Genomic DNA, 13138 nt, shown 5'->3' on the forward strand with positions numbered 1-13138 from the left:
AAGGGGACGGCGTGCCGGGCTGGAAGCGGCCTCGCTGGGTCCCCTGGGCACGCAGGACCGGACGGACGTGCAGAGCCGGAGGGGCGGGGGGAGCGCGGACACGTGGGGCGGGGCCGGGCGGGCCGACGGCGTAGTGCCTCGGGCTCCGGCGGCGTGGCGTGCGCCGGGCCGGTGCGGTCCGCGGCGAGGATGGCGCTGGGCAGGAGCCGACCGGGAGGCGGGTGTGCGGGTATGACGGTGAACCGTGTCGGCCTGGTCGTGCACGGCGGACGTGCCGAGGCGGTCGCCGCCGCGCGGGCCGTGCGCGCGTGGTGTGCCGAGCACGCGGTGGGCTGCTCGGACATCGACGTGTGGCAGGAGGGCGCGCGGCACAGCGCCCGCGAGGAGGTCGACAGCGCGGGCGACCCGGACCTCATCGTCACGCTGGGCGGCGACGGCACGTTCCTGCGCGGTGCCCGGCTGGCGGCCGAGAACGACGCCCTGGTGCTCGGTGTCGACCTCGGCCGGGTCGGCTTCCTCACGGAGGTCCCCGCCACGGCGGTGCGCGAGGCGCTGGACGCCGTACGGGAGGGGCGGATCGATGTCGAGAGCCGGATGCTCCTCACGCTGCGGGCGTCGTGCCGGCTGGAGGTGCCCACGCAGATGGAGGCCCTGCTGCGGTACGGCCGCGGGCCGATGCTGCCCCCGCCGCGGGTGCGCACGGAGTGCGTCGCGGGCAATGACTGGGGTGTCGCGCTGAACGTCACCGCGTTGAACGACGTGGTCCTGGAGAAGCTGGCCCGGGACCGGCAGGTGTCGGTCGGGGTGTATCTGGCGGGCCGGCTCCTGGCCTGCTACTCGGCCGACGCCCTGCTGGTGGCCACGCCCACGGGGTCCACGGCGTACAGCTTCGCCGCGGGCGGCCCGGTGGTCTCGCCCCGCGCGGAGGGCCTGGTGTTCACGCCGGTCGCACCGCACATGGTGTTCAACCGCTCGGTGGTGGCCGCGCCGGACGAGCCCATCGCGCTGCGGGTGCTCCAGCGGTCGGGCCGGGCCGCGGTCAGCATCGACGGCCAGCTGCGCGGGGTGCTGAGTCCCGGGGACTGGATCGGGGTGTACGCCGCTCCGCGCCGGCTGAAGGCGGTCCGGCTCGGTCCGACGGACTTCTACGGGCGGCTGCGCGAGCGTATGAACCTCACCGACGCGCCGGCCGCTCTCGCCGACGGGGACGCCGCTCCGCTGTGGCCGGTGAGCACACCGCCGCCGGACGACCTGGCCCATCTGGCGCTGCCGCCGACGCCGCACGACGCGCCCCGGCCGTCCTGACCGCTCGGCCGGTGACCGGCACGCGGGTGAAGCCGTCGGGGCCCTGGGCGCCGACGGTCCGGAACGGACGGGCCGAGGCGGCGCTCCGGCCGCCTTGGGGAATGTCGGCGAATTGGCTCGGCGGACCGGTTGTGCCGGTCGGCCATGACCCGGATGGCCGTTCGAAGCACGGGGCGCCGCAGCGTCGGGTGAGGGCCCTGTGGTCGTATATTCCTTGGTGCGCTTGAGCCGTCGGATCGGCGTGGTCCTCGATCGCACCGGAGAGCGGCCACCAGGGTCGTACCGTAACGTGGGCAAGCCCCACAGGAATAAGGAGATTTGGATGTCGACAGTCGAGCTGAACACCAACTTCGGCCGGATCGTGCTGGAACTCAACGACGCCGAGGCGCCCAAGACCGTCGAGAACTTCCTTGCGTACGTCCGCAGCGGCCACTACGACGGCACGATTTTCCACCGTGTAATTAAGGGTTTTATGATCCAGGGCGGCGGTTTCACCCCGGACATGGACCAGAAGCCCACCCAGGCGCCGATCCAGAATGAGGCCGACAACGGGCTGAAGAACGACAACTACACCGTGGCGATGGCGCGGACGGGCGACCCGCACTCCGCGACGGCCCAGTTCTTCATCAACGTTTCGGACAACGCCTTCCTCAACTTCTCGGGTAAGAACCCGAACGGCTGGGGCTACGCCGTGTTCGGCCGGGTCACCGAGGGCCAGGAGGTCGTCGACTCGATCAAGGGCGTCAAGACCGGCAGCCGGCACGGCCACCAGGACGTCCCCACCGAGTCCGTGGTCATCGAGTCCGCCAAGGTTCTGGGCTGACGCACACCGGCGGGCGGCACCGGTCCAGCGGTGCCGCCCGCGTCATACCGCCCGGCCCCGCGGCTCCGCGTGCCGGGCACCGCGTGGTCTGTCTCAGGCGGCCGCCCCGCCGCCGGGACCGAGCCGCCGCAGGGTGACCTCGATCCGGTCCAGTACGGCCTGCTGCTGCGCCACCAGGTAGAAGTGGGCCCCGGGGTAGGCGTGGAGTTCGAAGGGGCCGTCGGTCTCCTGGGACCAGGTCCGGGCCTCGTCGACGGTCACACAGGGGTCGGCGTCGCCCGTCAGCACGACGAAGGGGCTGCGCAGCCGTGGGCCGCGGGTGGGCCGGTAGGTCTCGGCCGCGCGGTAGTCGGCCCGCAGCACGGGCAGGATGGCCCGCAGCAGTTCCTCGTCCCGGAACAGGACGGAGTTGGTGCCGTCGAGCCGGGTGACCTCCTCGATCAGCCGTTCGTCGCCGCTCTGGTGGACGTTCTCGGCCCGCCGGATGGACGGGCCCCGGCGGCCGGACAGGAAGAGCACCGCGGGGGGCCGCCCGGCGGCTTCCAGAAGCCGGGCCAGTTCGAAGCCGACCATGGCGCCCATGCTGTGCCCGAACAGGGCCAGGGGCGCCCCGTCCCGCTCGTCCAGCGCATCGAACACACCCTGCGCGAGTTCCTGGATGGATTCCGCCGGGGTTTCCTCGCACCGGTCCTGACGGCCGGGATACTGCACGGCCCGTACGTCCACCGCGGGTGACAGCGCCTTGGAGACGCTGAAGTAGAAGCTCGCGGAGCCGCCCCCGTGCGGCAGGCAGAGCAGCCGCGGCGCGGCCGGCTTCGACTCGTGGAAACGGCGCAGCCACGACGAGTGTCCGGCGCTGTACAGGTCGACCATGTGTCCCCCTCGGTGGAACGTGCCGTCCGTGAAACCTGCCTCCCCCGAAGGTAGTTGACGCCGTGAGGCGCCCGGCCGGCGAACCGCCGGTCACCCGGACCGGCCTCCCTGGACAGCCGACCGCCAACGAATTAGACTTCAAGTCTAGATCTAGACCACGCGTCGACGACCGGGGGGACGGTGTCATGGACGACGCCCCGGACAGCGCGGACGAACACCTCGTCCGGGAGGCCGAGAAGATCACTGTCGCGCTGGGCCGCATGTTCCCCGGCCTGTGCGAGGTGGTGCTGCACGACCTGCGCGACCCGGACCACGCGATCCGTGCGATCGAGAACAACCTGTCGGGGCGTCAGGTCGGGGACCCTGCGACGGAGTTGGGGCTGGCGCGCATCGCCGATCCGGCGTACCCGAGCGTCATCCAGAACTATCCCAACCGGTTCCCCGACGGCCGTCCCGCGAAGAGCACGTCCATCGGCATCAAGAACGCCGCCGGCGAGTACGTCGCGGCACTGTGCCTGAACCTCGACGTGTCGGTCCTGTCCCCGGTGACCCTCGCCCTGTCGAACCTCGTGGCCACGGACACCGAGCACCGGGACCAGCCGCTGGAGACCCTGCGGGACCGCACCGCGCGCGAGTTGCGCGAAGCGGTCGAGGCCCAGGCCGCCGAGCGTGCCGCCACGCCCCGCTCGCTGAGCCGCGAGGACAAGAAGGCCCTCGTGCGACAGCTGCAACGCGACGGCTACTTCGACTCGCGCGACGCGGCGCAGACCATCGCGGACCTGCTCGGCGTGTCCCGGGCGACGGTCTACAACTACGCGAAGTGAAGGGTTCTCGCAGATGAGCACCGCCCCCTCCCCCGCTCCTTCCTCCCGTGCCGGTTCCGGGCCCGCCGCCCGGACCCTGGCCGATGCCGACACCCCGTTCGCCGTCGTCGACGTCCACAGGGCACGGCGCAACATCGCCCGGCTGCGGGAGCGGGCGGACCGCCTCGGCGTCGCCCTGCGCCCCCATGTGAAGACGGCCAAGAGCCCCGACGCCGCCCTCCTGCACGACGGCTCCCCCGGGCCCGTCACCGTCTCCACTCTCGCCGAGGCCGAGGCGTTCGCCGACGCCGGTCACTCCGACCTCACCTACGCCGTCGGCATCGAACCGCACAAGCTCCCGCGCGTGATCGCCCTGGCGCGCCGCGGCGTCACCCTGCGCCTCCTGCTGGACAGCACCGAGCAGGCGACGTTCGTTGCCGCGGCCGCACGGGAGGCCGGCATCGCCCTGCCCACCCAGATCGAGATCGACTGCGACGGGCACCGCGGCGGCCTCGAACCCGACGCCTCCGGCCTCACCGGGATCGGCCGCATCCTGCACGACGCCGGCTGTCTGGACGGCGTGCTGACCCATGCCGGCGAGTCGTACTTCTGCCGGACCGCCGAGGAACAGCGCGAGGCCGCGCGGAACGAACGCGACGCCGCGGTCACCGCGGCCGGGCGGCTGCGGGCGGCCGGCCTGCCCGTGGCCACGGTCAGCGTGGGCTCCACCCCCACGGCCCACGCCGCCGACGACCTCACCGGGATCACCGAACTCCGCGCGGGCAACTACGTCTTCTTCGACCTGGTGATGGCCGGCCTCGGCGTCTGCGACCTGGCCGACCTCGCCCTGTCGGTCGTGGTCACCGTCATCGGCCACCGCCCCGAGTACGGTTGGATCGTCACCGACGGCGGCTGGATGGCCATGTCCCGCGACCGCGGCACCGCCGTCCAGGCCCAGGACCAGGGCTACGGCCTGGTCACCGACCTTTCCGGCGCCCTGATCCCGGACCTGGTGATGACCGCCGCGAGCCAGGAACACGGCACCCTCACCGCCCGGAACGGCGCCGTCCTGCCCGAACTGCCCATCGGCACCCGCCTGCGCGTCCTGCCCAACCACGCCTGCGCCACCGCCGCCCAGCACCACGGCTACCACGTCATCGACGGCAGCCGCGGCACGACGGCCGCGCCCGCCGTCGAGGCCTACTGGCCCCGTGTCACCGGCTGGTGACCGCCCGCCCGCCACGCCTGCCCCGGCCGGTGTCCGCCCCGGCACCACGGCCGGCATCCGACCCACCACACGAAGGACAGCCCATGGCCGCCGAACCGCCCGTTTCGTTCGCCGACGTCCGCGAGGCCGCCGCCCGCCTCGAGGGCATCGTCCACCGCACCCCCGTCCTCACCTCCCGCACCCTGAACTCCCTTGTCGGGGCAGAGGTGTTCATCAAGGCGGAGAACTTCCAGCGGATCGGCGCCTTCAAGTTCCGCGGCGCCTACAACGCCATCGCCCAGCTCCCGCCGGACCAGCTGGCGAAGGGCGTCGCCGCCTACTCCTCCGGCAACCACGCCCAGGCCACCGCGCTTGCCGCCCGCGAACTGGGCACCGGCGCCGTCATCCTGATGCCCGAGGACGCTCCCCGCTCCAAGCTGGAGGCGACCGCCGGATACGGGGCGGAAATCGTCACCTACGACCGCTACACCCAGGACCGCACCGCGCTAGGCCACGCGCTGGCCGTGGACCGCGGTCTGGCCCTGATCCCGCCCTACGACCATCCGCACGTCATCGCCGGCCAGGGCACGGCCGCCCTGGAACTCCTCGAGGAGACCGGGCCGCTGGACGCCCTGCTGGTGCCCGTGGGCGGTGGCGGTCTCATCGCCGGCAGCGCCACCGCGGCCACGGCGCTGCATCCCGGCATCCGCGTCATCGGCGTGGAGCCCGAGGCGGGTGACGACACCAAGCGCTCCCTGGAGAGCGGTGCGCGCGTCACCATCCCGGTCCCCCGCACCATCGCCGACGGGCAGGCCCTGGCCGCCCCCGGCGAGATCACCTTCGCCGTCAACCAGCGCCTGGTGGACTCCATCGCGCTCGTCAGCGACGCCGAGATCGTGGCCGCGATGCGGTTCGCCTTCGAACGCCTGAAGATCGTCCTGGAGCCCAGCGGCGCCACGCCCCTGGCCGCGCTGCTCGCCGGGCGCGTCGACAACCCGCCGCGGCGGATCGGCATCATCGCGTCCGGAGGCAACATCGACGTCGACCGCTTCACCTCACTCGTCACCGGCTGACGACGCGGGCGCCGTCACCGGCCGCCGAGGCGGGTGCGGTCACCGGCCGCCGAGGCGGGTGCCGTCACCACAGCCAGGTCCGGCTCACGCGGTCTCCTTTCCTGCCGGCTCCGGTCCGGGAGCCGGGGTCGCGCGGGCCGGAGCCGGGCCGGTGACGGTGCCCGGCGGCTCCAGGACCGCGCCGGTCATCGGGCATCCTCAGGACGCCGCACACGCGGTCCTCGGGCGGGGTCGGCACCCGGAACGATGCGGAGTCTGTCGGCGGCGGGGTCGTAGGCGATCTCGTCCTGCGGCTGCTGGAAGTGCACCGCGAGCAGGGCGCCGGCCGAGTACGCGTCGAGCCCTGCCTTGCAGTAGGCCACCGTCCCGGCGGGGAGGACGTCGAGGCGGAACCAGTCCATCGCGTCGCACACCTGCGGCTCCGTGATCCGCGGATCGCCGCGCCACCGCCGGACCTCGAAGAAGAACCCGGTCCTGGAGCGCCCCCCGGGACCGCGGTGGTGCACGGTGACGGCGGCCCGGACGTCGGCCGGATCGATGGTGACGCCGGTCTCCTCCCGGGCCTCGCGGAGCAGGGCGGTGACGACGTCCTCGTGCGGGCCGTCCAGGTGCCCGGACGGCAGGTGCCAGAGCCCGGCGGCGTACACGGCGCCGGCCCGGCGTGACATCAGCACCTCCGGCCCGCCGGCGGTCTCCCGTCTCAGGATCAGGTGGACGTCCAGCGGCTCCCGGTGCCGCTCGCGGGCGGTGCGGCTCGCGGGCGTCTCTGCGGTGGTCAACTCCTTCTCCAGCCCATCTCGGTGTAGAGCCGGCCGGCGCGGATCCCGTCGAACAGTTCCCGCTCCGCGTCCGAGATCCCGCCCGCTGCGGGGCCACGCTCCTTGTGCTCCCTCTGTCCGGCCCAGATCACCGTGGTCCCCTCTTCGACGGTCGTCCGGTGGTGTCGTCAGGTTCAACGACCGGGCCGCGATATCGAACACACGTATTTCGGACGGAGTCCGATCCGCCGCAGGGAGCGGGTCCTCGAACATGCGGGATGCATGGACCCTTGCCCGGCAACGGAACCGCGCGGGACGCGGGTGGCCGAAACGCCGCTGTCCGACGCGAGAGTTCCGCCGGGCCGGTTCGCCTTCGGTGGCGCAGGCGAGGGACCGTTGCCAGGGCCCCAAGCGTGTTTTACGGTTACGCGCGTCAACCCCTCACCAAGCCCGCGGAGTTGATGCGAGCCGCTGTGCACGTCCCGGCGTCGCGACGGACATCACGACCTCCGGGCACGGCGCCCTCCAGGCCTGCCGGCCTGCGGGCCTGCGGGCCTGCGGGCCTGCGGGCCTGCGGGCCTGCGGGCCTGCGGGCCTGCGGGCCTGCGGGCCTGCGGGCCTGCGGGCCTGCGGCGTACCCGTGCTCATGGCGGCACCGCGGCAGCCGCGTCCGGCATCGCTCGTACGGCTCCGGGCCGTGGCCGTGGGAGAGCGGCGTCGCACTCGCACGACCCGTCGGCCCGGTACCGCACGCTCCGCAACTCTCCGACACGATCTGGAGGTTCAGTGGACCGCAGGAACCGAAGGCTCGCTCACCGCGCGCTGGCCACCGCCGTGCTCGCCGTCACCGCCGCGCTCGGCGCGCTGTCGCCGACCGCGACCGCGGCCGGCCGGGTGGCGGACACCGGACCGGCCACGGCTCCCCCGCACGGCCCGCTGACCGCGGCCGGCCGGGTGGCGGACACCGGACCGGCCACGGCTCCCCCGCACGGCCCGCTGACCGCGGCCGGCCGGGTGGCGGACACCGGACCGGCCACGGCTCCCCCGCACGGCCCGCGTGTGCCGCTGCGCGTGGCCACGTACAACATCCACGCCGGCGCAGGCGAGGACAACGTCTTCGACCTCGACCGCACGGCGGCCGCGATCCGCGACCTGGACGCCGACGTGATCGGCCTCCAGGAGGTCGACGTGCACTGGGGCGCCCGGAGCGATTTCACCGACGAGGCCCGGGAACTGGCCGGACGACTGCACATGCGGGTCTTCTTCGCGCCGATCTACGACCTTCCCGCGGACCCGGCGGACGGACCGCGGCGGCAGTACGGCGTCGCCGTGCTCAGCCGTTTTCCGGTGCGCGACGCGCAGAACCACGAGATCACCCGGCTGTCCACGCAGACACCCGACCCGGTACCGGCCCCGGCGCCGGGCTTCGCCGAGGTGACGGTCACGGTCCGGGGCGCGATCGTGCACGTGTACTCGACCCACCTGGACTACCGGACGGACCCCTCGGTCCGGCGCGCCCAGGCCGACGACATGCTGGCCGTGCTGGCCGAGGACTGTGGACCGAAGGTGCTCCTCGGCGAGTTCAACGCCGAGCCGGAGGCGCCCGAACTGGCGGAGCTGTGGGGCCCGTTGCGCGACGCCGCCCCGAACGGCGGCAAGACCTACCCGGCGCTCGACCCGGTCAAGCGCATCGACGTCGTGGCCGTCTCACCGGACGTCACCGTCGCCCGCACGCACGAGGCCCGGACGACGGCCTCCGACCACCGGCCGGTGGTCGCCGACCTTCTGCTGCGCCGCCCCGGCCACTGAGACGGGAGCGGGGGCCTTCCGGCATCCCGGCATCCCGGCGTCCCCGCCTCCCGGCCCCTCCCTTCCGCCGTCCGACCAACCCCAGGAGCCCGCGCCCCCGACCCGTTCCCTCCGCCTTCCGCCTTCCGCCGTCCGCCCTCCGGCCGCCGGAGCCCGCGCGTCCCGGCTCCCGGCCGAAACAACTTTACGTGCCCCTGACATTCCAGCGTTTCCGTGGCACCCTGCCTCACGCACGTCCGTCCGCACCGTTCTTCGTTCCCCCACCCTGCCCGGACCCGACCAGTCCCGGCATGGCAGAAGGAGACCTGCGTGAGACGACATCGCACCGCTGCGGGCATTCTGTTGACCGTCACAGCCCTGTTCACCGGCGGCCTCGTCCAAGCCGGGGCCGCCGACGCGGTGCCGGCCGCGATGCCTTCCGGACCGCCGGCCGCGACCCACACCACACCGGCGACCGGACGGGCGACGGCCCACACCGCACCGGCGACGGACCAGCGCAAGGCCCGCACCTTCTGGACCGCCGAGCGCATGCGCGGCGCCGCCCCCCTCGATCTGCTGCTCACCCGGCAGGCGGCCAGGACCCTCAAGGCCCCTGATACGCACGGGAGTCCGACCACCGTCGCCCCCACCCAGGCCCTCGCGTCCTTCCCGCAGGCCGGTGGGCCATGGACCGGCGGCGGGGCCGCCGTCACCACCTCGGGCCGGGTGTTCTTCACCTTCCAGGGCCGCACCGCCTCCTGCACCGGGAATGCCATCACCAGCCAGAACGCCAGCACCGTCATCACGGCCGGCCACTGCGTGAAGTACCAGGGCAGCTGGCACACCAACTGGGTCTTCGTGCCCGCCTACGACAACGGCAAGGCGCCGTACGGCCAGTGGACCGCGGCCAAGACGCTCACGACACCGCAGTGGGAGGCGAACGAGGACATCAACTACGACGTCGGCGCCGCCGTCGTGGCACCCCTGAACGGCAAGACGCTCACCTCGGTCGTCGGCGCGCAGGGCATCCAGTTCAACGGCGGCTACAACAAGCCGATGTACTCCTTCGGCTTCCCCGCCGCGTCGCCGTACGACGGCACGAAGCTCATCTACTGCAGCGGCAACAGCTCGAAGGACTTCCTGTTCTCGCAGGATCACAGCCTCGGCTGCAACATGACGGGCGGCTCCAGCGGCGGTCCGTGGTTCACCGGCTTCGACGAGGCCACCGGCACCGGTCTACAGGTCTCCGTGAACAGCTTCGGTTACATCTTCCTGCCGAACCGGATGTTCGGCCCGTACTTCGGCGACGTGGTCAAGTCCCTTTACGACAGGGCGCAGACGTCGTAGCACGCGGCACGCCGTCACACGGCACCGCGTTCGTCATGCCCTCCGCTCGAGAGCAGGGCGGGGCGTCCCCCGCGGCGTCCAGGGCCGGGACGCCCGGTCGGTACGGCGGCGGAAGGCGAGGCCGAGCGGGGTGACCAGTCCGGTCGTCGACCGGCGTCGCGGGCGGTTGGCGGGCGGGCCGTGGAGTCGGCCGGTAATCACGGGTGCGCGGCCCCGGCCCGGCCGCGGCCCGTTAGGCTGACCCGTGCAGCTGGTTCGCCCCGTCCGCCAGGCGGGATGCGTCGCAAGAGGGAACCCGGTGGGAATCCGGGACTGCCCCGCAGCGGTGAGCGGGAACGACCGCCGTCATACGCACTGGGTCCGCGAGGGCCTGGGAAGCGACGGCCACTAGGTGTCTCGTCCGACAACGAGACGCGCCCGCGAGTCCGAAGACCTGCCAACTGCCCGCGCGCGAACGATTCGGGCGCGGACATTCCGGTGACCTCGAGGGCGGGTCGGCGTGCACACGAGCGGACGGGCAGAACACCGCCGTCCGGTCGGGCCACCCCTTCGCGCTCTCGTCCCGTCCCCGGGATCTCAGGGATTCATCTCGCGAAGGAGATCTCCGTGACCACCAAGTCCGCAGCCGCGGCAGCACGGGCCACCGTGTACGGCTACCCCCGCCAGGGCCGGAACCGGGAACTCAAGAAGGCCGTCGAGGGCTACTGGAAGGGCCGCGTCACCACCGACGCCCTGCGCGCCACCGCCGCCGAACTGCGCCGCGCGAACTGGCGGCAGCTCTCCGAGGCCGGCATCCACGAGGTTCCCACCGGCGACTTCTCCTACTACGACCACGTCCTGGACACCACCGTCATGGTCGGTGCGATCCCCGCACGGCACCGGGAGGCCGTCGCCACCCACCCGCTGGACGGCTACTTCGCCATGGCGCGCGGCACCCAGCACGCCGCGCCGCTGGAGATGACGAAGTGGTTCGACACCAACTACCACTACCTGGTGCCGGAACTGGGCCCGGACACGGTCTTCAGCGCCGACTCGGCCAAGCAGGTCACGGAGCTGACGGAGGCCCTCGCCCTGGGCCTGACCGCCCGGCCGGTCCTGGTCGGCCCGGTCACCTACCTCCTGCTCGCCAAGCCGGCGCCGGGCGTGGCCGCCGGCTTCGCACCGCTCACCCTCCTCGACCGCCTGCTGCCCGTGTACGCCGAGGTCCTCGCCGACCTCCGCGCGGCCGGCGCCGAATGGGTGCAGCTGGACGAGCCCGCCCTGGTCCAGGACCGCGCCCCGGCCGAACTGAACGCCGCCGCGCGCGCCTACCGTGACCTCGGCGCCCTCACCGACCGTCCCCGGCTGCTCGTGGCGTCCTACTTCGGCCGGCTCGGCGAGGCCCTGCCGGTGCTCGCCAAGGCCCCGGTGGAGGGGCTGGCCCTGGACTTCACCGAGGCCGCAGCCGCCAACCTCGACGACCTGGCCGCCGTCGGCGGGCTCCCCGGGAAGCGTCTGGTCGCCGGTGTCGTCAACGGCCGCAACATCTGGGTGAACGACCTGGAGAAGTCGCTCTCCACGCTCGGGACCCTGCTGGGTCTGGCGGACCGGGTGGACGTGTCCGCGTCCTGCTCCCTGCTGCACGTCCCGCTCGACGCCACCGCGGAACGCGACATCGAGCCGCAGATCCTGCGCTGGCTCGCCTTCGCGAGGCAGAAGACGCGCGAGACCGTCACGCTCGCCAGAGGCCTGGCCCGGGGCACCGACACGATCGCCGCCGAACTCGCCGCCAACCGGGCCGACCTGGCCTCCCGCGCGAACTCCCCCATCACCCACGACCCGGCCGTACGGGCACGTGCCGCCGCCGTCACGGAGGCCGACACCCGCCGCTCCCCGGCGTACACCGAACGCGCGGCGGCCCAGCGGGCCCATCTCGGCCTGCCGCTGCTGCCGACCACGACGATCGGCTCCTTCCCGCAGACGGACGAACTGCGCACCGCACGGGCATCCTTGCGCGGTGGGCGCCTCGACACCGCCGGCTACGAGGAACGCGTCAGGGCAGAGATCCAGGAGGTGATCTCCTTCCAGGAGAAGGCCGGCCTGGACGTCCTGGTGCACGGCGAGGCCGAACGCAACGACATGGTCCAGTACTTCGCGGAGCAGCTCACCGGCTACCTCGCCACGCAGCACGGCTGGGTCCAGTCCTACGGCACCCGCTACGTCCGCCCACCGGTCCTGGCCGGCGACATCTCGCGCCCCGAACCGATGACCGTGCGCTGGACGCGGTACGCGCAGGCCCTCACCGGCCGCCCGGTCAAGGGCATGCTCACCGGCCCCGTCACCATGCTCGCCTGGTCCTTCGTCCGCGACGACCAGCCCCTCGGCGACACCGCACGGCAGGTCGCCCTCGCCCTGCGCGACGAGGTGACCGACCTGGAGGCGGCCGGCACGCCGGTGATCCAGGTGGACGAGCCCGCCCTGCGCGAGACGCTGCCGCTGCGCGCCGCCGACCGTCCCGGGTACCTGTCCTGGGCGACGGAGGCCTTCCGTCTCAGCACGAGCGGGGTGCGCCCGGACACCCAGATCCACACCCACATGTGCTACGCCGAGTTCGGCGACATCGTCCAGGCCATCGACGACCTCGACGCCGACGTCATCAGCCTGGAGGCCGCCCGCTCGCACATGCAGGTCGCCCGCGAACTGGCCGCGCACGGCTACCCGCGTGAGGCGGGGCCGGGTGTCTACGACATCCACTCCCCGCGCGTGCCGAGCGCCGAGGAGGCCGCCGAGCTGCTGCGCACCGGTCTGCGGGCGATCCCGGCCGAGCGGCTGTGGGTCAACCCGGACTGCGGACTGAAGACCCGCGGCTGGCCGGAGACGCGGGCCTCCCTGGAGAACCTGGTGGAGGCGGCCCGCACGGTGCGCCAGGAGCTCTCCGGGTCCTGACACGGGCGCCGCACGGCCGGGGAGGGACCGCCCGCCCCGGCCGTGCCGCCCCGGCGGCGCCTGGCTCCTGCCGCCGATGCTATGTTCGCGGCCGTGGCGGGCGGGCAGGCCGGACACCGCATGGCCCGGCGGCCGGAGGAACGGAAGGCCGACGCCCGTGCGCAGCCGCACCGCCTGCCCCCGGCCGCTGAACCGGCCGGCCACATCGGGCCCAGGCACCCTACATCTCGGGTGGC

General features: G+C 73.2%; 11 protein-coding genes and 1 riboswitch. Of the genes, 8 read left to right on the top strand and 3 right to left on the bottom strand.

What is annotated here, in order from left to right; translation table 11 throughout:
- The first annotated feature begins 231 nt into the window (after positions 1-231).
- Together JK361_RS18045 and JK361_RS18050 are read left to right on the top strand one after the other, a co-directional pair.
- Positions 232-1305: an NAD(+)/NADH kinase gene (locus JK361_RS18045; protein ID WP_201819050.1), complete on the top strand. Its 1074-nt coding sequence runs from the start codon at positions 232-234 to the stop codon at positions 1303-1305.
- Between the two features lie 322 nt (positions 1306-1627).
- The gene (locus JK361_RS18050; protein WP_201819052.1) at positions 1628-2128 is read left to right on the top strand and encodes a peptidylprolyl isomerase; all 501 of its coding nucleotides are present in this window, start codon (positions 1628-1630) and stop codon (positions 2126-2128) included.
- 93 nt (positions 2129-2221) lie between these two features.
- On the opposite strand, the gene JK361_RS18055 is transcribed toward JK361_RS18050, so the two are convergent.
- Positions 2222-3001, bottom strand: a complete 780-nt coding sequence (locus tag JK361_RS18055) for a thioesterase II family protein (protein ID WP_201819054.1) — start codon at positions 2999-3001, stop codon at positions 2222-2224.
- 185 nt (positions 3002-3186) lie between these two features.
- Here JK361_RS18055 and JK361_RS18060 point away from each other — a divergent pair, with 185 nt between their 5' ends.
- The 3 genes from JK361_RS18060 (at position 3187) to JK361_RS18070 (ending at position 6084) form a co-directional block, all read left to right on the top strand.
- On the top strand, positions 3187-3825 hold the full coding sequence (locus JK361_RS18060; RefSeq protein ID WP_201819056.1) for a helix-turn-helix transcriptional regulator: 639 nt from the start codon (positions 3187-3189) through the stop codon (positions 3823-3825).
- A 13-nt stretch (positions 3826-3838) separates the two neighbouring features.
- Positions 3839-5032: an alanine racemase gene (locus JK361_RS18065; protein ID WP_201819058.1), complete on the top strand. Its 1194-nt coding sequence runs from the start codon at positions 3839-3841 to the stop codon at positions 5030-5032.
- An 83-nt stretch (positions 5033-5115) separates the two neighbouring features.
- Positions 5116-6084, top strand: a complete 969-nt coding sequence (locus tag JK361_RS18070) for a threo-3-hydroxy-L-aspartate ammonia-lyase (RefSeq protein WP_201819060.1) — start codon at positions 5116-5118, stop codon at positions 6082-6084.
- A 185-nt stretch (positions 6085-6269) separates the two neighbouring features.
- Here JK361_RS18070 and JK361_RS18075 read toward each other — a convergent pair whose 3' ends face one another.
- Positions 6270-6863 (bottom strand): NUDIX hydrolase, encoded by a 594-nt coding sequence (locus JK361_RS18075; RefSeq protein ID WP_201819063.1) that lies wholly within the window; start codon positions 6861-6863, stop codon positions 6270-6272.
- The gene (locus tag JK361_RS42065) at positions 6860-6994 is read right to left on the bottom strand and encodes a hypothetical protein (protein ID WP_262418223.1); all 135 of its coding nucleotides are present in this window, start codon (positions 6992-6994) and stop codon (positions 6860-6862) included. Before JK361_RS42065 ends, JK361_RS18075 begins: the two co-directional genes overlap by 4 nt.
- Before the next feature lie 784 nt (positions 6995-7778).
- On the opposite strand from JK361_RS42065, the gene JK361_RS18080 reads away from it, so the two are divergent.
- The 3 genes from JK361_RS18080 (at position 7779) to metE (ending at position 12902) form a co-directional block, all read left to right on the top strand.
- Positions 7779-8651 carry an endonuclease/exonuclease/phosphatase family protein gene (locus tag JK361_RS18080; protein ID WP_201819883.1) on the top strand — a complete coding sequence of 291 codons (873 nt, stop codon included), beginning with the start codon at positions 7779-7781 and terminating at the stop codon, positions 8649-8651.
- A 309-nt stretch (positions 8652-8960) separates the two neighbouring features.
- A complete protein-coding gene (locus JK361_RS18085) occupies positions 8961-9977 on the top strand; it encodes a trypsin-like serine peptidase (protein WP_201819065.1) in 1017 nt (338 codons plus the stop codon).
- Positions 9978-10211: 234 nt separating this feature from the next.
- Positions 10212-10432, top strand: a riboswitch (cobalamin riboswitch).
- Positions 10433-10583: 151 nt separating this feature from the next.
- Positions 10584-12902, top strand: coding sequence for a 5-methyltetrahydropteroyltriglutamate--homocysteine S-methyltransferase (metE, locus tag JK361_RS18090; protein WP_201819067.1), 2319 nt, complete (start codon positions 10584-10586; stop codon positions 12900-12902).
- Positions 12903-13138 lie beyond the last annotated feature (236 nt).

This window comes from Streptomyces musisoli (assembly GCF_016741855.1).
Taxonomy (GTDB): domain Bacteria; phylum Actinomycetota; class Actinomycetes; order Streptomycetales; family Streptomycetaceae; genus Streptomyces; species Streptomyces musisoli.